Consider the following 23,944-nt stretch of genomic DNA (forward strand, 5'->3'; position numbering starts at 1 on the left):
GATGAAGAAACACACTTATATTTACCTAGTATTTGCACTTTTATTAGTGTATTCTTGCGGAAATGATGAAGAACCAGAGAACATGGCACCATCTATTCCAACTAAAATTTTTCCTTTAAGCAACACTTTATGTGTAGATAATGCTATAAATTTTCAGTGGAATGCCGCACAAGATCCAGAAGGAGATGCGTTAACTTATAGAATTCAAATTGCTGATAATTCAAATTTTCAAAGTGTTATTGAGAACGTAACCGTTTCAAACGGAACAGCAAGAATAATTACCTTAGAAAAAGGACTATCTTTTTTTTGGAGAATTAAAGCAATAGATGCAAATAATGCTGAAAGTGAATACTCAGAAGTTAGTCAATTTTTAACGGAAGGAGATCCAGAACGTAATCATTTACCTTTTATTCCAGAATTAATATCTCCAAGTATGGATTCAGAAATTTCTGGAACAAATACAATATTACGTTGGAGTGCTAGTGATGCAGATGAAGATCCATTAACTTATGATGTGTATTTAGATACAAATATAGATCCAACAACTAAAGTGTCAGATAATCAGACTTCAACTATTTATGAAGCTACAAATTTAGTAGCCAATACTACTTACTATTTTAAAATATTAGTAAAAGATAACAATGGTGGTACAACAGTAGGTCAAGTTTGGAGTTTTAGTACTAATTAATCAATTGTTAGCTTTAATTGAATAGTGGTATTTTATAATGCAAGTATTTTAGAAAAAATACGATTTACACGATAGCTAAGATTTTTTTGAAATGATTGTTTAAAGCGGTTTCTAGTGGGTTAAAGTTTGTAAATGTTTTCAATTTATAATTGCTTTATTTCGATTAAGCTCTATTTCTTAATAGCATTAGGTCATTATAAAAATAGCTTTTTTAAAATCAATTTATTAGATAACTGAATGCCATATTAAGATATGAGATCTATGGTGAATTTTTAATATTTATTGCAAAGAAATTTACTAAGCATATTTTCTAATATTTGTCATTTAATGAGACTATAAACCAAATAATATGTAAAATCAAAAAGCCAGTAAATAAAATTTACTGGCTTTTTGATTTTACAATCTTTTACTGAAAAAGACTGTCCTTAATTTCTTACAGAAATTAAATGAATTTTATTTTTGTACTCTTTCGTGTGTTGTATTTGCCCATCTAATTTGTGCTCTACCACCTGGAACACGGTAAGCCCCATATCTAATTTTGGATTGTGTTCCTCTTTCAGCTTCGGGAACATTCCAATTAAACGCTTCACCACCTATTATAGCATTACAATAATGTATTTTTTTAGTAGCATCACTTGGGTCTGCTTTAAAACCTACTTCTAGTTCAAAAGAAGTAATTTCATTTTTGTTTACACGTTTTAAAAGAACAACCTCTCTACCGCTTCCAGATCCACCACGAACCAGTATACGCTCTGCATAAATATCAAATGCAATTTGTTTGTCTTTATTAATACCTACGCCGTAAATAGGATGTGCTCTGTATAAACAAATAGCAGGATCTGGAGAGCCTCCACCACCAGTATGTTGGCCTTTAGCTTGCGCGATATAAGAACCATTTCTACTAAAAACACCATCATCTGCAACTTCTAGTATTCTAAAATCTGCTTTAAATTTTACGAAAGATCCTACCTTAGCGTTTGCTACAGGTAAAGAACGCTCAATTCTTGGTTGTAATGTATTTGCGGCATCTTGGTTATTAGAGCCAGCTGTTATATTGTAAATACCCCAAGTAACTCCATCAATAGTGCTTTCTTTGTAATTTGCATAACAACTTCTATCGTCAATAGTTCCTACATTAGCAGGGTTTGGTAGGTCTCCATCTGTTCTAGTAGCATTTGCTCCATCATCATTACAAGTAGTATAAGCTCCTGTATCTTCATCTATAGCAATTGCCACTGGCTCCTGTTCAATAATTTCAAAATCTTCAAGTGATACACCTTCGGGTCCACTATCTTCTTCACTGCTACAGGCAAATATGGTAGTTAAAATAACTAACATTTTAATGGTACCTAACCTAAAATTTATTTTTGTTTTATTCATGTTTCTATACTTTTTTATAAAATTAGTAAAATTATTGCAATAAACTGTCCTGATGAATGCTGATTGAAACTACTAAGTTATGGAATGATAGACAGTAATTATCTTATAGCCTAGTAAGTAGCACTTTACATAATGGTGATCAAATGCAAACAAGCTACATTTAGAGAAGAAGTTCCAATTTACAACTTGTTTAAATAAGCTTTGGTGAAATAGATATTTGAATAAAAAAAGGAGGTATTTGTCTTATTTAACAGCTTTATAATTTATAGACTTGTAAAATTGCTCTTAACAAGCGCTAAAGTAATTTTATAAGAAATTAAACTTGGTAGTAAATTGTTTATTGGCATAATTACTATGTTTAATAAGAACATTTTTAATTGTCCATTATTTATGTTGATATAAATTAAAAACAAATCCACTAAAAACTAAGTAAACTTAAATTTATTTGCTTTTGTAGTGGATCATATTTATTAAAAAAAATGCAACTAATTTCTAAAAAAAATAAGAGTAATTTTAGATCTCCACTTTTTCAGATTTGGTATTTGCCCATCTAATTTGAGCTCTACCACCTTTAACACGGTATGCACCATATCTAATTTTAGATTCTGTTGCTCTATCAGCTTCAGGAATATCCCAGTTAAAAGTTTCACCACCAATTACAGCGTTACAATAGTGTATTTTTTTAGAAGCATTGTTTGGGTCTTGTTTAAAACCAACTTCTAATTCAAAGTCAACTTGTGCATTTTTATCTACACGTTTTAGTAAAACAATTTCTCTACCACTAGTTCCTTCTCCACCTCTTTCTAAAATACGTTCTGCATAGATGTCAAATGCTATTTGTTTATCGGCATTTATGCCTACACCGTAAACGGGATAAGCTCTGTACAAACAAATGGCAGGGTCTATAGAGCCACCACCTCCTGAATGCTTTCCTTTGGCTTGCGCTATATAAGAACCATCTTGATTTGTTCCTCTAGCATCAGCAACCTCTAATATTCTAAAGGTTCCTGTAAATTTAACATAGGTTCCTATTTTAGTACTTACAGCCCTTGGTAAAGAACGCTCTATTCTTGGGTCTAAGGTGTTTGCTGCATCTTGGTTATTAGATCCAGCTGTAATATTATAAATACCCCATGTTGTACCATCAATAACGCTTTCTTTGTAATTAGCGTAACAACTTCTGTCATCTATTAAACCTACATTAACTGGGCTTGGTAAATCATTTGATGTTCTAGTCTCATTTGCTCCATCAGCATTACATGTTGCGTAAGACCCTGTATCTTCATCAGCTGCCACGACTACTGGCACTTGTTCAATAATTTCAAAATCTTCAATTGATATGCTTTCCGGTCCTTCACTTTCTTCACTTGAACAAGCAAAAATGGTAGTTAAAACAATTAAGGCAGTAATTGCGTTTAGTTTAATATTTAATTTTGATGTATACATAATGCTAAAAATTTTTAGAAAAATAATATTATAATTGTATTAAACTATCCTGATGAATGCTGTTTTATAATTTTAAGGTGGAAATTATTTTATTTTAAACTAATGTTAGTTTTAAATTATAGTCAACCTTAAAATGCTTATTCATAGTGTAAAAGGATGAGTCTATAATATAAACGCAGTTAATTGGGTTTTATTATACTTTTTACCTGATACGACAGGATGCTCTACTGCGGAAAATCAGTTTTATTGAATTCTCAAAATATGCAAAAATGAAGCGTAAATACACCTTATTTCTTTTAATATTAATAATTTTTTCTTGCAAGACTAAAGAAGAGCATTCTAAAAACAAGACTTATAGTCCAAACTTAAAAGAATTATCTAAAACCTTCAAATCTCCAACAAAAGAATACCACCCAGAAACTTGGTTTCATTTAAATGGAAATAACATTAGTAAAGAAGGTTTAAAACGAGATTTACAAGCTATTAAAGATGCAGGCTTGCAAGGAATCCATTTATTTAACAAAGCCGGTCGTGCTTTTCCAAATGTAAAACCAATTAAAATTTTATCACCAGAATGGGAAGATATGATTCGTTTTGCTGCTGACGAATGCCAACGTCTAGGTTTAAAATTTACGATGCAAAATTGTCCTGGTTGGTCTATGACTGGTGGTCCTTGGGTGCCAGCAGCAGAAGCACAACGTGAAGTTGTTGAAACAACCTATCATATTTCTGGAGGAAAACAATTTGATGAAAATTTAGAAATTGACGCTTTGTACCATACTCCAGATTACGATTACAAAGATATTCAGGTTTTGGCTTTTCCAACTCCAAAAGGAGCGGATGTAAAAACTCATAATCCAACAAATATTGAAACCAATAACAACTCAGTTCCTTGGGCTGCGATTTTTAATCCAGCTTCAAAATTAATTGTAACTCGTAAAACAACACGTTTAGACAAACCATTAGATCAGTATAGAAAAACAGGAATTTCAAAAGTAAAAAACCAAAAAACTTGGGTAAAAACTTCGTTTGATAAAGAAATTACTTTGAGATCTATTGTTTTTCCACAAATTCGTCATTTTATTATGGGGACAAATTACCCTCAAATTGATGTTGCTATTAAAGTTGAAGCCAAAGTAGCTGATAAATTCCAAGAAGTAACAACCGTAAAAATACCAGACGCCAATTGGAATGATAGACGTAAATACTTAACATTAGCAATTCCAGAAACGAGTGCTACAGCTTTTAAATTTACGTTTTTAGGAACACACGATATTGCTCCAGAATCAATTAGATTAAGTTCTAAACCCAAATTACACAATCACGAAGCGAAAGCAGCTAAGGTGTTAAGGCGTTTAAAAAAAGAAGTTGATTATAATTATGCAGAAAACACAATTATCAAATCTAAGAATATCATCAACTTAACCGATAAATTATCTGATGATGGAAAACTAACTTGGAATGTTCCTAATGGAAATTGGACAATTGTACGATTTGGACATATTAATATGAGATTGACAAACAAACCTGCAGTACCAGAAGCAACAGGTTGGGAGTCTAGCAAACTAGATAAAATTGCCATAGAAAATCATTTGCGAAATGGAATGATTGGCGATTTGATAAAACCTGGTGGCCCAATTGGAGATGGTAAATTACACGGTTTGTTAATTGATAGTTGGGAAAGTCACGTGCCAACTTGGACCATAAATTCTGAAGATATGTTTAGCGAGTTTGAGACAAGAAGAGGCTATGGTTTAAAGAAATATTTACCAGCTACAATGGGGTATATTGTCGAAAATAAAGCAATAACAACCAAATTTTTAAGAGATTTACGCCATACAATGGATGAGGTTTTTATTGATAATTTCTTCAAACATTTTGCAACAGTTGCACACGATATGGGCGCAGAAGTCTATACAGAAGGTGCAGGAGGTGAGGTTTTACCTGTAGATCCAATGCGTTATTATGGTGTTAGCGATATTCCTATGACAGAATTTTGGTATCCAAAAGCACCATCTGCACAAAATGAATATGCAAAACCAATTTTTAATGCAGCCTCTGCAGTGCATTTGTACAATAAACCAAAATTGGCGGCAGAAGCGTGTACGCAAGTTGGTGTAAAATGGAACGAACATCCTTTTTCTGTAAAATATTTAATCGATTATAACTTTGCAAAAGGGGTGAATCATTTGGTGTTTCATACATTTTCGCATACACCACAAACAGATGTTTATCCAGGTTCTAGCTTTGGAGGCAATATTGGTTTTCCATTTGTAAGACAGCAAACTTGGTGGAAATATATGCCAGAATGGATAGAATATTTGTCTAGAAATCAATATGTGCTGCAACAAGGAGAATATGTTGCAGATGTTTTAAGATATTATGGAGATCATTATGAACGTCCGCCTTTTGATTTAGATGAATTTCCAAAAGGATACAGGTTTGATTATTTAAATGCAGAAATTTTACAAGAAAAAATTAGTATTAAAGAGGATAAAATTCACGTTGAAAATGGCGGAGATTATAGAATTATCAAACTAAGAGATTCAGAAAGTATGTTGTTATCAACCTTAAAAAAGTTGAAAGAATTAGTAATAAATGGAGCTGTTATTTTGGGTAACAAACCTATAGATTCTCCAAGTTTAATGGATGATGAAGAAGATTTACAAGAACTAAAATCAATTTCAGATGAATTGTGGGGAACAACAAAAAGCGGCGTAAAACAAATAGGAAAAGGTCGGGTTTACTGGGGCAAAAGCATTGCCGAAGTTTTAGCATCAGAAAAAATTGAAAAAGACGTAATTGTCTCTAAAGATTTAGATATCAATTGGATTCATAGAGAAACAGAAGATGCTCACATCTATTTTATAGCTTCAAAAGAAGAAAATCCAGTTGATGTTTCGTTAAGTTTTAGAATTGCTAATTTAGCACCTCAAATTTGGGATGCTTTTACAGGAAATCAGCAAGATGCGAAAGTTTGGAAGTCTGAAAACAACAGAACCAATGTTGCTGTTTCTTTACCCGCAAGCGGAAGCACAATTGTTGTGTTTTCTAAAAGTGATAAAAAATCAATCGTGTCGAAAATTACATTTAAAGATAAAACTGTTTTAGACACCAAAACAGGATGGTATCAAATACACACAACAAAAGATTATCCTAAATTATCTTGGAAAGCAGATGAGTTTACAGCTTCAATTTCTGGAGATTACTTTTTTCATGACAATACGCCACACACCAGAATAACCATCGAGGTTAAAGAAAAATCACTTCAAAATAATTGGAAGTTATCTTTTGAAAAAGGATGGGATACTCCAGAATCTATTAGCATTAATGAGTTAAAATCTTTAACAGCATTAGAAAATAATGCGGTTAAACATTATTCTGGAACAACAACATACACCAAAAATTTTGAAATTAAAGAAGCAAGTAAAACAACGGTTTTAGATTTGGGTGAAGTTGCCAATATTGCAGAGGTTTGGTGTAATGGAAAAAAAGTAGGTGTAAAATGGGCACCACCTTTTGAGTTCGATATTACAGATAAAATTAAGCTTGGTAAAAACGAATTGGAAATTAAAGTAACCAACACTTGGAGAAATCAGTTGATATTTGACAACAAACGACCAAAAGGAGCTAAAAAAACTTGGACTACTGCACGTCCAAGAAATAACGAAACTGAATTGGAAAAAGCAGGTTTAATTGGACCTGTAATAATAGCGTTTAAAAAGTAGTCATGTTAATATAGTAAAGAATATAGTTAATTTTATCAGGATAGTTCAGGATACAATGTTATGTGCAAAATAGTAATTTTAATGCGCTAATAACATGATATTTATTAATTTATGAAGAAAATTACTTTCAGAACTATATTTTTCGCAGTGTTAGTCCTCATTTCCTTTATTACAGAGGCTCAAGTAACACTAGAAAAAGAGGTGAAAATAACAGATCTGGCAATGTATTTTAATGGTGTTAGAAACCAGAATAGTACACGTCAAAATGTAAATGATGCTTATGATTATTCTTTTGGTGCTGCCTTAACACCTCATGGAGATTGTATTAAAGTTTTTGGAGATTATGTTTTTTTAACTTGGTATAGAGGAGGAAAAGAAGACAGACATGTAATGCTAACGCGATACAATCAAAAAACAGGAGTTCAAAAAACAATTGAATTTCCTCACAGACATACTGGTTTTCAAGGCAAATGGTGGATTGGAGAAACGCACAATACTATTGCCATTGGAATTTCTCCAAAAAATGGCTCAATTCACATGGTGTATGATATGCATAGAAATGGAAGAATTGCCGCATTTGCAAATGATTATTTAAGATATTCTTACACTACACCAAATGCAGCTACAGTGCCAGATGATGAGTTTACGCTAGATCTATTTGTGCAATCACCTAACAATAATTACAAACATTTAAGATTTCCAGGTATTACAGATGATAATACTACCAAATTATTAACATATCCTGCTTTTTTTACCAACGATGAAGGCGATTTATTTATGAAAAACAGATTTGGTTTTTCTGAAAATGGTAAATTTCTATTCGCTAAATATGATGGTAATGATTGGGAAGGTTATACAGATTTTAATAGAACAAGTGCCTCTAGTCATGGTAGCCCATACAATTGGGGTTTATATGGAGATTTAAAATATCTAAATGGAAAAATAAGAGTCGGTTTTCAGCAAAGAGCTAATGTTAGAAATGATAAATACCAATATCAAAATGGTTTTTATTATGCGTATTCAGATGATCCAAGTGGTTTAACACAATGGAAAGACCATAAAGGAACTGGTTTTACAAGACCTTTGGCTAAATCAGATTTAATAAAAATTTCAGAACCTGGAGATTTGGTTGAAACCACAGGGCTTAATCAAGTTTATATGGTACAAGGTTTCGATTGGACGGTTACTGATAATGATGATGTTCATTTTATTGGTAGAGTAAAGGATAATGAAAATAATGTAACGAAACAGGTACATACGTATAAGGCAGCAGGTGCTTCAGAGTTTACCACTTCAACAGACTTTTCTGGAGCAGAAACTTTGTACTCAGCAGGAGGTAACGTATATATTATTGGTTTAAATTCTTCAGGAAGACCTTTTGTAGAACAAGCTCCAGGAGGTACAAATCTTTTTACAAGAGTTTATGAAGCAACATCTGGCAAACGTTTTAGAAAAGGACAAGTTTATATTTCTGATGGTAAATTATACTACTATTTATTGGAGAATAATGCATCTGATAATGATGATACACAACCTACGTATTTACAAATAATAGATTTAAACATAGTTACAGGACCACAGCCTTTTGCTGTAAATTTGGTAACACCAACAGATAATCAGAGTTTTAGAGAAGGACAGAATATTCAATTGTTTGCAAATGCAACTGCAGATGAGGGAGAAATTACAAAGGTAGCATTTATGGTTGATGATACTTTGCTTCAAGAAGACACAACAAAACCTTATTTGTTAGATTGGACTCCAAGTGCTCCAGGAACTTACGCTGTAAAAGCAGACGCTTACAAAACAAGTGGAGAGCGTATTTCATCTTCAGAAATTACTATAGAAGTTATAGCAGTAGATAAATCAGATTTAACTTTTGATACCTATAGATTAAAAAATGTTGCTACAGGAAAATTCTTAGTAGACGCTGGAGGAAGTGCTGTTCCTGTATCTATGAGTGATTCTGGGGAAGAAACAAATACGCATTGGACATTTGTAAAAGCAGGAGAATATTATAATATAGATAGCGAAACTTTTGGTATACTAAGAGCGCCAGGTTCAGGTTTCGAAAATGGAACGAAACCTTTTTTCGTGGTAAGTACTGGTAAAGCATCGCCATCAAACGATTCCGATAAAGTTTGGAAAATCCATTACAATGAAACTGATGATACGTTTCGATTTGAATCAAAAGATAATAATAGATACCTATATTATGATGCAGATGGTAATGTAACCAATATTGCTGCTTCCGATACAGATGATAGAAGTAAATGGGAAGCCGTGTCTACAAGCCAAACATTAAGTATTAATAGGGAAATTTTAAACGCTACATCTATAAAGGTTTATCCAAATCCTGCTGAAGGAAACTTTACAATTTCAGTACAAAATATAAATAAAATTGAACGAGTGGAAATTTATAATATGCTAGGTAAACGAGTGTATCAAAATAGATCAAATACAAACACCTTAGAAATAAATAGTACTACTTTTTCATCTGGTGTCTATATCATAAATGTTTTATCAGATGATAACAAGTCTTTTCATTCAAAACTAGTCATTAACTAAAAATATAATTATGAAAGCAATCCCCCAATTTATTCTGTTTAGAAACTACAAATTAATATTGCTATTATTTTTAGTTTTCATTACTTTTTCTAACGGAGTTACTGCACAAGTAACTTTTTTAGAAAGTTCTAAAGTTACTGATGAAGCATTATTTTTTTGGAAACCAGATGACCCAAGACCATTTCATTATGGTAGAAGCATAAATCCGCATGGTAACTGTATGAAAGTATCCAAGGGTTTTGTTTTTTATACTTGGTATCGTGGGGGTTGGGCAGACCGAACTTTAATGGTTTCAAGAAAGAAAATTGGTGAAGGTGGCTGGGTACATGTGCAACTTCCGGCAAAAATGAGTTTGGTGGGAGGAAAAGGAGATACACATTTAACTACAAATGTTGGTGTTTCTCCTATTGATGGAACAGTACATTTAATGTTCGATCATCATAATGAAGATTTAAATTACATAAGGTCGAAGAAAAATATTGCCTATGCTCCTGATAGTGAATTTACAGCAGCAAACTTTTTGCCAGAACAAAATTATTTGATTCCTGGAAAAAAAGTAACAGGTGTTACTTACCCAGATTTATTTAATAACGATCAGGGAGAAATGTATTTTGAAAGACGTTTGGGTTCTGCTGTTGGAGGAGATATTATTATGACCTACTATAATGGAGATACTTGGTCGCCAGAAACAACAATTATTAGAGGAAGAGGTGCGCAAGTTACCCAAGGAGAAAGACATTTTGCCTACGGTAACGCTCATTTTTTAAACGGCAAGTTTTACTATTCATATTCCCCACGTTGGGCAGAATCTCCAACAGAAGCAAATGAAGGCGTTAACTTGATGGAATTAGGGCCAAGAATGAATGACAAAGCAAGAACATTTGATGGTAAAAGTTATGATTTACCAGTTACAAATCATACCCCTTTTAGAATAGCAGATCCAAGAGGAGAGAATTCTGATTGGGGCTGGGCAGGAGGTCCACAGTTGGCTATTTCTCCTAAAAATGATATCTACATGTATGTAAACCCAAGAGGAGCTATATCTCCTTTTAATTACTTGAAAAAAGCCGGTGAAAAAGAATTTAAAGAAGAAAGAGGAAAAGGGTCTTTAGGTATTTTTTATGGTAAAAGAATGTACAAGTTTAGAGTCTCTGGTGGGAACTTTATTGTAACAAGTGCTTTAGCAGGAACTTATGATTGGAGAGAGGATTTTAGAAAAAGTATTGGAATAGGTGTTCAAAAAAGTATCACAATAATGGACGATGGAGTTATTGCATTTCTATTTAGTGAAAGAAAAAATAGCCCAGAAGTACCTGTACATTGTTTTGTTTTTAAAATAGAGAAAGAAGAATATACTCCACAAACCATTAATTTTAACGCTTTAGCAGAGAAAACAGAAGGAGATGAAGATTTTGAGTTAAACGCTACAGCAACCTCAAACCTTCCTGTTTCCTACCAGTCTTCTAATGCAAATATTGCACGTATCGTTAATGGTAATACAATAAAAATCATGGGAGTTGGTTCATGTGAAATTACTGCTAGTCAAAGCGGAAATGGAAATTATGATAATGCCACAGAGGTCTCAAGAACTTTAGTAGTTAATGCCAATACAGCAAAATTGAATCAAACTATAGATTTTAGTTTATCATCTACAAATTATGTTTGGGGTTCTCCAGATGAAACTTTAAATGCAACTGCCAGTTCAGGATTACCAGTAGCTTATGAAAGTACAAATACAGATGTTGCCGCAATTGTAGATGGAAAACTACAAGTAAAACGCGCAGGAGAAACCACAATTAACGCCATACAATCTGGTAACAATGATTATAATGCTGCTCCAATAGTAGGGTATAAACTTAACGTACCTGTTCAGCAACAAGTAATTACGTTTCAAGATATTCCAACAGTAACCTCAGGAGATCCAGCGTTTGATCTTGAAGTAACAACTAATAACCCTGAGGCTCAGTTACGGTTTATTGCTCCAAATAATCAAGTAGTTGTAGTTTGGAATAATCAGGTAAGGCAAGTTTTAGGTGCAGGTAATGCAAAAATAACAGTTTCAGATGCTGGGAATGCTTATTTTATAGCTGCTCAAGCTTCAAAAACGATTACAGTTGCTCCGAAAACACATAAAATTCCATCAAAAATTGAAGCAGAGTATTACACTTCAAAAAAAGGGGTAAATGTTACACGTTGGAGTAATTCTGTATTCTATTTAAATTCTTGGAATGTAAATGATTATGCAGAGTATACTATAGATGTTCCTAAAGACGGTGTATATCCTTTAGAAATATTTGCTGCTGTGCCTTCTACAGGTAAAAAGTTAAAGATAATGAAAGGGAATACAGTTTTGAAATCTGTAACAGTAGTAAGAACACCAAATTTAACTCGATTTTTACCTACAAAAACAACAATTACTCTACAAAAAGGAGTTCAAAAAATTAGAGTTGTAGGCGAAGTTGGTGGTTTTAATTTTGATCGAATGATAATTGGTGATGCAACTTCAGGGGGAGAAAGTGATGGCTCAGATGATATTTTTTGGTTTAGAAATGTTGCAACAAATAAGTTTTTAGGTGAAGGATCTGCAACTGCACAACCTGTAAATATGCATGATGTTAACGGAGATAATGCAATGAGGTGGGAAATAACAAAAGTTCCGAATTCAAATTTTGTAAATATCGATAACATGAATAGTGGTATTTTAAGAGCTACAGGTGCAGGTTTTACAGCTAGCCCTTTTGCAGTGGTAAGTACAGGTAAAGTATCACCAGCAGCAGATGGAGATAAAGTATGGACTTCCTATTACAATGAAAGTGATAATTCTTACAGATTTGAAGCGGGTACTACAGGCCGTTTTTTGTACTATAGAGACGATGGAAAGGTTATTACAACTGCAGTACCAGATACAGATGCAAGAAGTAAATGGCAAGTATTACCTACTAGTCAAACATTAAGTATATCAAACGAAAAATTACTAGAATCTTCTATGCAAATCTATCCTAATCCTTCAGAAGGAGAATTTACAATAAGATTCCAAGATACAGATACTATTAAAAATCTTGAAATTTATAATGTACTAGGAAAACGAGTTTATCAAAATTCATCTGTAAGAAGTACTCTAAAAATAGATAATGCTAGATTTGCAACAGGTGTATATTTGGTAAAAGCTATATCAGAACGCAGTAAAGCATTTCGTTCTAAACTAATTATAAAATAGTTAATTTAAAATACTACTTTAAGAAGTTAAAAATGTAAAATCAACAAAAAAAACAGAGCTAACCTCTGTTTTTTTTGTTTCTTATAGTTTTAGATTTCTTAAAATTAAGGTAATTCAGAACAGCTCAGGATGGTAAACTAATTTCTGTAAATGAACTTTACAGGATTAACATTATTGTATCATAAATTAAATTTCAAAAAAGTAATGAGTAACAAAACTTTTACATCAATATTATTTTTCGTTTTAATATTAAGTTCATTTTTTATACGAGCACAAGGAGAATTGCCTTCTGATGGTGTTTTTAGATTGCAAAATGCAGAAACAGGAAAATTCTTAACAGATTCTGGTGCAAGCGCAACACCTGTAACCATGTCAGATACTGGTGAAGCAACAAATACACATTTTAAATTTGTACAAAGTGGCGCATTTTATAATATAGATAGTGAAACTTTTGGAATAATTCGTGCTGTAGGAACAGGTACTGTGGTAAGTACATCTAAAGCGTCACCAGCTCCAGATACAGATAAAACATGGTCAATATTTTATAACGGAACAGAGGATACTTATAGATTTGAATCAAGAAATAATAGGTTTTTATATCATGAAGAAAATGGAACTGTTACACATATTACTGTTTCAGCTGCAGATAATAGAAGTAACTGGAAAATAATCCCATTTGTAGAAATACCTGTTGAAATAGCACCAGATGAAGATACTAGTACAGATTTAAGTTGTCCTTCTTCTGGGGAATTTGAAAATAATAATACTAGAAATGTAGATATATCTAATGCTGTTAATGTAGGAACTGCGGACGACAGAAGTTGTTATTCAGATTATTCAGAAGTAGAATTGTATGGCAAAACTTGGGGAGTTTATAATATTACAGATGGTTCTAACCATTGGGATGCAGCTACATTACAACCTAGAATAGAACGTTCTTTACCAAGATCTGGTGAAACAGGTGTAGGAAGTTTTGCAAGATTTACTGGAATTGTAAGAATTTTAGAAGTAGGAGATGGAGGAGCTTTTAGTCAAAACGGAAGTTATTTAGCACAGGCCAAAGGAAAACATTCTGGTGGTGGAGGTTCTAGAGATCCAGCCATTTGTTTATATAGAGCTCACCCCGTTGAAGGTGTTGGTATTAATGCAGGCAAACAAGTAGCTTTTGATATTTACGCAGAACGCATTCTAACAAGAGGAGGTGAAGGAAGTAATGGAAGAGAAGTGGTGCTGTTAACAAGAGTAAATAAAAACGAGGAAGTTACTTTTGAATTGGAAGTTGGTTTTAGAGAAGATCCAAACGATCCAACGAAAAAAATACATTATTGTGATGCTGTAATTAATGGAGAATCGTTTCCTTATGCCATTCCAGAGCCAGAAAGAGGCTTAGAATCTGGTATTAGATATGGAGCATATAGAGTAAGAGGTGGTAGGGCTCAGTTTAGATGGGCAAACACCACTTATTAAAGAGCAGAGGTTGAAGAAAGTGTTGACAGACCCGTAGTTTCTGATGATATTTTTAGACTAAGAAATGTAGCTACAGGTCAATTTTTAAAAGATTCTGGAGCTGCTGCAACGCCAGTAACAATATCAGATTCTGGAGAAACAACAAATACTCACTGGACATTTGAAGAAAGTGGAGAATTTATTAATATTGATAGTCAGGTTTTTGGTATTCTAAGAGCTACAGGTAGTAATTTTTCTGCAGGTTCATTTGCCGTTGTAAGTACTTCTAAAGCACCGCCAGCAAGTGACTCAGATAAAGTTTGGACATTATACAAAGATGAAGCTACAGATTTCTATAGGTTTGAACATAGAAATAATGGTAGATTTTTATATGTAAATGAAGATGGCAGCGTTGTTACTTTTGCAGCCAATGCAACAGACCAGAGAGGGCAATGGGAAGCCATACCTACAAGTCAAACTTTAAGTGTTGAAGATAATGTTAGAGATATTACTTCTTTAAACGTCTATCCAAATCCTGCCAAAGAAAACTTTACAATAACCTTAAGTAATGTTTCTAAAGCAAATGTAATTATTTACAATACTTTGGGTAAAATAGTATATCAAGACACAATAAATAATGGAAGTGTTACTATTGAGAATAACAGAAAATTTACTTCAGGAATATATATGGTAAAAGTGATTACTAGCACAAATAAAGTATATCATTCTAAACTAATAATGAAGTAAAGTACAAATGTAATTTTATTGAAAAGCCAAAAGAAAATAGTTCTTTTGGCTTTTTAAATTTTCCAAAACAGGACAAAACAGGATAGAATTTAAATAGTATCTTTATAATTTGAAATTTCAAATAGAAGCTTAATGAAAAGACGTAACTTTCTTCAACTTTCTGCGATAGCAGGTGTAGGTTTAACATTACCAATGTCAGGATTATTAAACGGGTGTGCTACTCATAACGAACATTCACAAGAATTTAAAAATTTAATATCAGGATTATTAAAAGATTGGAGTGATGGTATGCTAAAAGTACAAATTAACAATCCATCAAATTTAGACATACATGGTGCTTTAGGTTGCCCTTCTTGTTCTCATATTCACGGACGTTGTATGGATGCTGTGTATCCGTTTTTATACATGGCAGACAAAACTGGTGAAGAAAAGTATGTAGAAGGTGCTAAATTAGTAATGACTTGGGCAGAAAATAATGTCTCTCAAGAAAATGGTGCTTGGACCGTTATAAAAAATCCAAAATCTTGGAAAGGAATTACCATTTTTGGGGCAATTGCTTTAGCAGAAGCATTGCATTATCATGGGCACGTTTTAGATGAAGAAACCAGAAATGCTTGGACAAAACGTTTAGAAAAAGCAGGAGATTATATTTACAAAACGTTTACCATAGATTTTACAAACATTAATTATCCAGGAACAGCAGTTTATGGTCTAAATTTAATTGGTGATGTTGTCAATAGAAAAGATTTTAAAGCAAAGAGTAAAAAATTAGCATCTCAAGTAAAAGCATACTTTACAGAAAACGAAAGTTTTCTATTTGGAGAATGCAAGAAAAGTTCAAGCAAGTTAAGTGAAAAAGGTTTACATGGTGTAGATTTAGGCTACAATGTAGAAGAAACTTTGAATAGTTTGGTAATGTATGCTGTTAAACAGAAAGATGAAGAATTACTACAAATTTTAACCAAATCTTTAAACAGTCATTTAGAATTTATGTTGCCAGATGGTGCTTGGGATAATAGTTGGGGTAATAGAATGTACAAATGGAGTTATTGGGGAAGTAGAACCTGTGATGGTAGTCAACCCGCATTTGGGATGATGGCAGATATTAACCCCGCTTTTGGAATAGCAGCAGTAAAAAATACTGAATTATTACAACGTTGTACAGCAGATGGTTTAATTCACGGTGGTCCTGGTTTTATTGAAGCAGGCATTCCACCTTGTGTACACCATACGTTCACACACGCAAAACCTCTAGCAGCTTTGTTAGATCATTGGGAGCATTTACCAGAAATAAATGCAAATACAAATTTGCCAAGAACAAATGCAGATGGCGTAAAACACTTTAAAGATTTAGATGTGTATCTTTTTGCACGAGGAGATTGGAGAGGAACTGTAAGTGCTTATGATGCAGAATATCACTATAAATATGATTATCGTCAAGCCTCTGGAGGTGCATTGGGAGTTTTATATCATAATAAAGTAGGATTGTTATGTGCAGCAAGTATGGCAGAATATGCTTTGGTTGAAAAGAACAACCAACAAGTACAACCCAATAAAGATATTTGCTTAACACCAAGAGTTGAGGTTTTTAAAGACGATGTTTGGTATACAAATCTGTATGATTTGCCAGCAACTGTTGCTTCTAAAGATGAAAATAATACGATAGAATTATTAGCGAATATTCAACTAAAAGACGTTGATAGAAAAGTAGTAGAACAAACAGCTGCTGACTTTAAAATTAACTACAAATCTTCTGTAGATAAAATGGAGGTTACAGTAAAAACAGATCAAAATATAACAGCACCAACAGCATTTGTATTGCCAATAATTTCTCCAAATAAAGAAGTTGTTACTCAAATTAATGAAACAGAATTTACCATTCAAAAACCTGAAGGTTTAGTTACCGTAAAATCTAATTCACCTATAAAAATAAAAGAAATACAAGGCAACAGAACCTTTAATATGGTACCTGGTGTAGAGGCAATTCCTTTTGAAGCGTTTTTTAAGGAACAACAAAAGGAATTAAGGATTAGTATATTAGTTAGTTAGGCATAATTTAATATGTCACTAACTACATAAAGCATTAGAACTTAAAATTCCTGTAGATGCAATTCCTATTTTTTTATAAAATTACGTTTTATAAAATTTTACAATTTTGGTTCCCATCCAGGTTCATAGGTTCTAGTCCAAAGCTTCATGGCGTCTCTATCAAATATTTTACCAGAATTTTCATCAACATTAAAACCTTTGTTAATTCTGTAGGCAATGTTTGCATAATGTGTTAGCATTTGAGAAACAGCACCAACTTTTATGGAGGAAGTTAATTTTTGTTTTCCTCTAATGGCTTCAAAAAAGTTAGTAACGTGTCTTGTAGTCAAATTTCCACCACCACCTAATGCAAGTCCTCCTTCTTTTCCTCCAGATTTTTTTTCTCTAATTAACTTTCCTTTTAAGTCATATAACTCGTAACCACTTCTATCTACAAATACCAATCCTTTAGATCCGTAAATAATGGTTCCTCTTCCTCTTCCATATTTTTGATAGGCATTTCTGCTATCTCCATTCCATTGAATAACTCTATTATCAGCAAATTTAAATGTGGCTTCCATTTGGTCGTACATTTCCCAGCCATCTTCTTTAAATTGTCTCTTACCTGCAATAACATCTACATATTCAGGATATTTTACATCTAAAGCCCAACGTGCAATGTCCAATTCGTGTGTTGCATTATTACCCATTTCTGCAGTTCCAAAATCCCAACCATACCAATGCCAATTGTAATTCCAGGTATCATGTGTATAGTCTTTTCTAGGTGATGGACCTTGAAACAAATCCCAGTTTAGTCCTTTTGGAGGTGCTGTTTTCACAGGCACAGGAACTGCTCCTCTTCCATTGGTGTAAAAAGCAACCGCTTTGTAAACATCACCAATAACTCCATTATGAATGTCTGTAATAATTTCTTGACTTTCTAAAGACGATCTTTGCTGATTACCCATTTGTACAATTTTATTGTATTTTTTTTGGGCAGCAACTACCAATTCATTTTCATGCGGATTATGACTACATGGTTTTTCTAGATAGACATGTTTACCTGCTTGCATTGCCATAATTGCTCCTGGTGTATGCCAATGATCTGGTGTTGCCATAAAAATAGCGTCTATATTTCTATCATTAATAATGTTTCTAACATCCTCTTCAGATTTTATCTTATAATCTAATTTTTGCCCTACTTTTTCTTGCGCTTTGTCTAATTGACTAGGCATAACATCACATAAATATTTTAAGCGAACATTATTTTCTTTGGCAGCAATACCTTCTATAAAAGAAAAATAACGACGCCCTAAACCTTGTATGGCCACATTTATTCTATCATTAGAACCTATAATGTTGTTGTAACTTTTAGCAGACATCGCATTTGCAGTTCCTACCAAACCAATTCCTGCAGCTGCTGTAGCTGTCTTTTTTATGAAGTTTCTTCTACTTGTTTTCATTATTTTTTCTTTTTGATTGTAGGAATTTTAATTTTTATATTTCTAAAAGATACTTTATCACCATGATCTTGTAATAAGATTTGCCCTTTTTCTAAAACTCCAAAATTTGGCCATTTCTCATATTTACTTCCAGCAACTAGTTTTAAAAATGCTGCACTTCCACGTTCATATTCTAAAACTTTTACATCATTTATCCAATGTTCTACATGATTATCAATGGACTTTATATAAGCGTGATTCCATTCTCCAATTGGTTTTATAGGTTTTATTGGGTCTGCTTTCATTAAATCATATAATGAAGCAACAGTTCTACTACCTTCATAAGAACCTCTTTTTGCATCTTCATGCAATTCATCATCTAAAATTTGATATTCTAAACCAATAGAAGAACCAGGTCCTTTATTTAGTTCTGTATCTACGTAATATTTTATACCACTATTTGCACCAGGGGTTAACTTAAAATCTACTTTTAGCTCAAAATTACTATACTCTTTTGTGGTTACAATATCTCCTCCAGCAGTAGATTCTGCACCACCAGTTTCTGCAACTATCAATTCTCCATTTTCTATAGACCAACCGTTTTCTGGAAATTTATCAAGTTTTGCACCTCTCCAGCCATTTGTTGTTTTTCCATCCCAAAGCATTTGCCAACCAGTTCTTTTTTCGTCAAACGTTAAATTATTGTTGGTAATTATGGGGTCTAAAGGATTTTTTTTACTGTATTTAGCTAAATCTGTGGTGAGAATTTTAGCATTTTTCCACATAATCTGTTTACCTAAACTTTTTTTGTTTTTTCCTATAGAGTGTACTTGTAAACCAATAAAACCAGAGGCTGTTTTATCATCAATTAAATAGGCTGCAGGCACATTATTAATCCAAGTTTTTAGAGTATCTCCAATAGCTTCAATTCTATAATGATTCCATTCGTTTTGTTGAAATGCTTTTTGTGCTTTTGCATTATTTTCTAATGGATTTAACCATTTTCTTCTTTTTTCATCATAAATTCCTCCACTCCAAGCACGTTTAGAAGGATCAATTTCAATTTGATATCCATGAACCATTCCTTCTCTATAATAAGGTAATGAATTACTTCTAATTTGAACTCCAGAATTCATGGTTGGATCTACTTTAAAATCAATTTCTAAAATAAAGTCACTATACATTTTATTAGTACATAAAAAAGTATTTGGAGTATTAGCAGCTGTGGTTCCAATTATGGTTCCGTTTTCATTTTTATAAGTAGCATTACCACCTTTAATATTCCAACCTTCTAGAGAATCTTTAGAGATAAGTTCTTTCCAGGGTATTTTATTTTCAGCGCAAGAAGAAAAAATTAATGTGATGAACGTAATAAAAAATAAAGTATTTAATTTCATAAAGTTGATTTTAGTTGTTATTAAAATTCAAGCGTTTCCTTCAAATCTATTTCATAAATTTCAAAAAAACACCCTGTAGTGTCCTGTTGAAAAAAAGGCATAGACAAATTTATTTTTGCAGTAATTTACACTTTATTTTTTAATTCTAAAGAGTATGAAACCTAGATATTGCAGGATAGTTATATAAGGTCTTTCAAATATATTTATAAAATTCTTAGTACATAAAACCGAAAAACTTTTTAAGATGATGGCTTGTGTTGGTATTATTTAGATTCGTATTTTAAAAGTTATAGGGTAATGTTTTTCTAAGAATGCGAAATAAAACTAGCAAAAAAAGTGTAATGAAATTAAATTATTTCTAAGTAATAATTGTCTTTAATTTTAAATTAAAGCGAATTTGGTTATGTTTTATTTTTAGCAATTGATTGAAAATAAGTTTAATGGGTGATATTTGTAAAAGACTAATGTTTGTACAACAAAGCATTTTTATAACAATTTAAAACAAGGTTTTTATGTATAATATTGAAATAAATTTGGCTTTTACATTTTAAGAAAAAGTAGCTAATTTGGCATAATTACCAGTTCAAGAATAAAAAAAAGTAAGGCTATTAAAAACGAATTAGAAATAATGTATTCGAATTAATTTCGGGTATATATGTAGTTACAATAAAATAATATGAAAATAAATAAAAAAAATATGTCTTTTGTAAAGGGCTTTAAAGTGCTTCTTTTTTTAGTAATATCTATAACATTTTTCTCGTGTAAAACTACTTCTGTGGATGCTGTTGATTTACGTTGCGAATACAGAATAAATCCTTTAGGAATAGATAATACTACTCCACGATTAAGTTGGAAAATTACAGACGAAAATAAAACAAAAGGTCAAAAACAAACAGCATACCAAGTTTTAGTAGCAAGTAGTTTAGATAATCTTAATGATGATAATGGCGATTTATGGGATTCTGGAAAAGCATTAACCAATACATCTGTGAACGTTTTGTATGCTGGAAAACCGCTTTTGACGAATCAAAAATGTTACTGGAAAGTAAGAGTTTGGGACGTAAATGGAGAAGCATCAAACTACAGTAAACCTGCATTATTTTCTATAGGATTATTAAAAACAAGTGATTGGGAAGGCGATTGGATTCAGAAAAAAAATCAAGAAAAAACAGATCAAAATTGGTATAGAAAAACGTTTGAGCTTTCTGAAACAGCAACTTCAGGAATGGTACATTTAGCGTCTTATGGCTATCACGAACTTTACGTAAATGGAGAAAAAATTACAGATAATGTGATGAATCCAGTATTGTCGTATATGAAAACTCGTATTCCATACTTAACTTACGATATTAAGGATAAATTAAAAAAAGGAAAAAATGTTATTGCAGTTTGGCACGCAGGTGGTTGGACGCGTTGGAGAAGAATTAGAGAATATAGAAATCCGCCGTTTACATTTAAAGCGCAAGCAGAAATAAAAGCGGGAGACAAAACAATGGCAATAGTTTCTGATGCATCTTGGAAATGTAAAAACAGTTTAAGTACATATGTTGGTGGTTGGGACATTCAAGATTTTGGAGGAGAACTAATTGATGCCAGAAAAGCTGAACCAAATTGGAATACAGTAGCTTATGATGATAGCAGTTGGGAACAGGCAATCGTTTGGAAAGGAAAAACGGCTAAACATTTAAGTGCGCAACGTGTAGAACCACAAGTGCGTTATCAAACACTAAAGCCAGTAGCAATTACAGGAAATGGCCCTTATCTTATAGATATGGGAAGAAATTATACTGGTCAATTTGAAATTGATTTAAGAAACGGAAAAGAAGGTGATACGATTACCATAGAAATTAGTGATATAAAAGGGGTAAGATGTAATAAAAGTCAACGTAGCAAATATATTTTTGATAAAACAGGAAAAGGAAAATTTGCCAATCGATTCAATTATGCAGGTGGAAGATGGTATACCATTTCAGGCTTAAATTACAAACCAGATCTAAAAGACATAAAAGGCTATGTATTAACGAATAATAGAAAACGCATCAGTACGTTTGAAAGTTCTAGCGAATTACTCAACCAGATTTATGAAATAAATATCAATACCATGTTAGCAAATACCTTAGATGGTATTATGATGGATTGTCCTCATAGAGAACGAAGAGGTTGGGGAGAAGTTACTGTGGCTGCAATGTACGGAGACGCTTTTCCTAATTTTGAAAGTGGTGCTTATATGGATCAATATATGCAATATATGTTGGATGCTCAGTTTCCTGACGGACGAACACGAGCAATCGTAAATGAAGAAGATCGCCCTTTTTTAATGTGGCAAGCGAATAATCCACTAACCATTTGGGAAACCTACAGAACTTTTGGAGATCTAAAAATATTAGCGGATAATTATGAATCTATGGAAAAGTGGATGGATTGGCTATTGAAAAATTCTAATTTTGAAACTGGCGGATCTTTAATTGCAGGCGAAGAAGGAAAACGTGAATTTCCAGGTTTAGGAGATTGGGCAACACCACATGGTAACGATTTTACAAGCTGTAACGCACCAGATGCAGTACATTTTAACAACTGTTTGTATGCCTATATGTTAGAAATTGCAAAAAATATAGCAACCGAACTTGGCAAAAACCAAGACGCCACCAAATATGATGCTCGCTTAAAAGTACAGAGACAAGCAACCCACAATAATAGCTACAATGCTACAACTGGTAATTATGGAACAGGTAGACAAGTAGACCAAGCTTTTGCTTTATTTTCTGGTGTAACGCCAGCTTCCGAAAAAGAAAAAGTGTACAATAATTTGGTAGATAGAATGCTTTACAGTTTTCCTTATTATGATGTAGGTAGTTCTGGACAAGCATTATACACCCGTTATTTTATTGAATCTGGCGAACGTATGGATTTAATTTATGAAGTACTTACAGATAAAAGTCACCCTAGTTATGGGTATTTTATAGCACAAGGCGAAACTACGTGGCCAGAATTGTGGTCAAGTAGAGGGCCAAGCAGAATTCATACTTGTTATACAGGTATTGGAGGTTATTTTATTAAAGGTTTTGGTGGTATTCGTGTAGATCCAGAAAATTATGGTTTTCAAAAGTTTATCATAAAACCAGCGCTTGTTGGCGATTTAACTTTTGCCAATACCTCTTTAGAATCTTTATATGGAAATATTGTCAGTAATTGGACAAAGTCTGAAGATAGTGCCACCTTTCATTTTGAAATACCAGAAAATACAGCTGCAAAAATATACATACCTGCTACAAGTGCAAACGAAGTACTTGTAAACGGTCAGCAAGTTTCTAATGTAAGTCATATAAAATATGTAGGAACAGAAAAAAGTGATGCAGTTGGGCAATACATCATTTTTGAAGTCGCATCTGGAGTTTATGATTTTACTGCTAATAACTTACCAGAAGTGAGTTATCCAAAACCACAATATACAGGAAGTAATGCAGCACTTACTGCAAGAGCTAGTGCTTCTTCTATGTATTTTAAAGATGCGCAAAATCCGGGTTTTGAGGCATTTAGAACTAATGATAATGATGAAACAAGCAAATGGATAGCACGTTATAAGAACAACCAATGGTTAGAAATGGAATGGATGCAACCTCAAAAAATAAATAAAGTAGTTATCAATGAATTGGGAGAAAATATAAGCAATTATAAAATCCAATATTGGAATGGAAATACTTGGGTTGACATTGCATCAGGTAACAAATGCGGACAAAATAAAACCATAGGATTTGATGCAGTTACTACAAAAAAATGTCGTTTATACATTGCTGAAGCATTGAATCCTGTATCCATTAGCGAATTTGAAATACATAATTTATCAGAATAAAAGAGTCAAC

General features: G+C 32.7%; 12 protein-coding genes. 8 read left to right on the plus strand and 4 right to left on the minus strand.

The features are described from left to right. The first annotated feature begins 1 nt into the window (after position 1). Positions 2 to 688: a hypothetical protein gene (locus Q0684_RS02770; protein WP_299012513.1), complete on the plus strand. Its 687-nt coding sequence runs from the start codon at positions 2 to 4 to the stop codon at positions 686 to 688. A gap of 453 nt (positions 689 to 1,141) precedes the next feature. Here the strand turns inward: Q0684_RS02770 and Q0684_RS02775 are convergent, their stop codons facing one another. Both Q0684_RS02775 and Q0684_RS02780 read right to left on the minus strand, forming a co-directional pair. After that, positions 1,142 to 2,068, minus strand: a complete 927-nt coding sequence (locus Q0684_RS02775; protein ID WP_299012514.1) for a hypothetical protein — start codon at positions 2,066 to 2,068, stop codon at positions 1,142 to 1,144. 513 nt (positions 2,069 to 2,581) lie between these two features. Then, complete coding sequence (locus Q0684_RS02780; RefSeq protein WP_299012515.1) at positions 2,582 to 3,514, minus strand: hypothetical protein; 933 nt, start codon at positions 3,512 to 3,514, stop codon at positions 2,582 to 2,584. Positions 3,515 to 3,783: 269 nt separating this feature from the next. Here Q0684_RS02780 and Q0684_RS02785 point away from each other — a divergent pair, with 269 nt between their 5' ends. From Q0684_RS02785 to Q0684_RS02805, 6 genes are all read left to right on the plus strand, one after another. Next, positions 3,784 to 7,242, plus strand: a complete 3,459-nt coding sequence (locus tag Q0684_RS02785; protein WP_299012516.1) for a glycosyl hydrolase — start codon at positions 3,784 to 3,786, stop codon at positions 7,240 to 7,242. A gap of 111 nt (positions 7,243 to 7,353) precedes the next feature. Continuing rightward, positions 7,354 to 9,807 carry a BNR-4 repeat-containing protein gene (locus tag Q0684_RS02790; protein ID WP_299012517.1) on the plus strand — a complete coding sequence of 818 codons (2,454 nt, stop codon included), beginning with the start codon at positions 7,354 to 7,356 and terminating at the stop codon, positions 9,805 to 9,807. Between the two features lie 10 nt (positions 9,808 to 9,817). Next, positions 9,818 to 13,024, plus strand: coding sequence for a BNR-4 repeat-containing protein (locus tag Q0684_RS02795; protein WP_299012518.1), 3,207 nt, complete (start codon positions 9,818 to 9,820; stop codon positions 13,022 to 13,024). A gap of 150 nt (positions 13,025 to 13,174) precedes the next feature. Continuing rightward, positions 13,175 to 14,491, plus strand: a complete 1,317-nt coding sequence (locus Q0684_RS02800) for a hypothetical protein (protein WP_299012519.1) — start codon at positions 13,175 to 13,177, stop codon at positions 14,489 to 14,491. A gap of 486 nt (positions 14,492 to 14,977) precedes the next feature. Beyond that, on the plus strand, positions 14,978 to 15,217 hold the full coding sequence (locus tag Q0684_RS13510; RefSeq protein ID WP_366140191.1) for a T9SS type A sorting domain-containing protein: 240 nt from the start codon (positions 14,978 to 14,980) through the stop codon (positions 15,215 to 15,217). A gap of 132 nt (positions 15,218 to 15,349) precedes the next feature. Continuing rightward, the gene (locus Q0684_RS02805; protein WP_299012520.1) at positions 15,350 to 17,266 is read left to right on the plus strand and encodes a hypothetical protein; all 1,917 of its coding nucleotides are present in this window, start codon (positions 15,350 to 15,352) and stop codon (positions 17,264 to 17,266) included. Positions 17,267 to 17,364: 98 nt separating this feature from the next. Here the strand turns inward: Q0684_RS02805 and Q0684_RS02810 are convergent, their stop codons facing one another. Both Q0684_RS02810 and Q0684_RS02815 read right to left on the minus strand, forming a co-directional pair. Then, a complete protein-coding gene (locus Q0684_RS02810) occupies positions 17,365 to 18,708 on the minus strand; it encodes a Gfo/Idh/MocA family oxidoreductase (protein WP_299012521.1) in 1,344 nt (447 codons plus the stop codon). Next, positions 18,708 to 20,084, minus strand: a complete 1,377-nt coding sequence (locus tag Q0684_RS02815; protein ID WP_299012522.1) for a DUF1080 domain-containing protein — start codon at positions 20,082 to 20,084, stop codon at positions 18,708 to 18,710. Before Q0684_RS02815 ends, Q0684_RS02810 begins: the two co-directional genes overlap by 1 nt. A gap of 676 nt (positions 20,085 to 20,760) precedes the next feature. Here Q0684_RS02815 and Q0684_RS02820 point away from each other — a divergent pair. Further along, positions 20,761 to 23,934: a family 78 glycoside hydrolase catalytic domain gene (locus Q0684_RS02820; protein WP_299012523.1), complete on the plus strand. Its 3,174-nt coding sequence runs from the start codon at positions 20,761 to 20,763 to the stop codon at positions 23,932 to 23,934. The last annotated feature ends 10 nt before the right edge of the window (positions 23,935 to 23,944 follow it).

Origin of the sequence: uncultured Polaribacter sp. (assembly GCF_947503875.1) — a bacterium.
Classification (GTDB): Bacteria; Bacteroidota; Bacteroidia; order Flavobacteriales; family Flavobacteriaceae; genus Polaribacter.

Bases quoted from the DNA above. Each gene is read 5' to 3' on its own strand.
- Q0684_RS02770 (WP_299012513.1), top strand. From the start codon at position 2: ATGAAGAAACACACTTATATTTACCTAGTATTTGCACTTTTATTAGTG.
- Q0684_RS02775 (WP_299012514.1), bottom strand. From the start codon at position 2,068: ATGAATAAAACAAAAATAAATTTTAGGTTAGGTACCATTAAAATGTTA.
- Q0684_RS02780 (WP_299012515.1), bottom strand. From the start codon at position 3,514: ATGTATACATCAAAATTAAATATTAAACTAAACGCAATTACTGCCTTA.
- Q0684_RS02785 (WP_299012516.1), top strand. From the start codon at position 3,784: ATGAAGCGTAAATACACCTTATTTCTTTTAATATTAATAATTTTTTCT.
- Q0684_RS02790 (WP_299012517.1), top strand. From the start codon at position 7,354: ATGAAGAAAATTACTTTCAGAACTATATTTTTCGCAGTGTTAGTCCTC.
- Q0684_RS02795 (WP_299012518.1), top strand. From the start codon at position 9,818: ATGAAAGCAATCCCCCAATTTATTCTGTTTAGAAACTACAAATTAATA.
- Q0684_RS02800 (WP_299012519.1), top strand. From the start codon at position 13,175: ATGAACTTTACAGGATTAACATTATTGTATCATAAATTAAATTTCAAA.
- Q0684_RS02805 (WP_299012520.1), top strand. From the start codon at position 15,350: ATGAAAAGACGTAACTTTCTTCAACTTTCTGCGATAGCAGGTGTAGGT.
- Q0684_RS02810 (WP_299012521.1), bottom strand. From the start codon at position 18,708: ATGAAAACAAGTAGAAGAAACTTCATAAAAAAGACAGCTACAGCAGCT.
- Q0684_RS02815 (WP_299012522.1), bottom strand. From the start codon at position 20,084: ATGAAATTAAATACTTTATTTTTTATTACGTTCATCACATTAATTTTT.
- Q0684_RS02820 (WP_299012523.1), top strand. From the start codon at position 20,761: ATGAAAATAAATAAAAAAAATATGTCTTTTGTAAAGGGCTTTAAAGTG.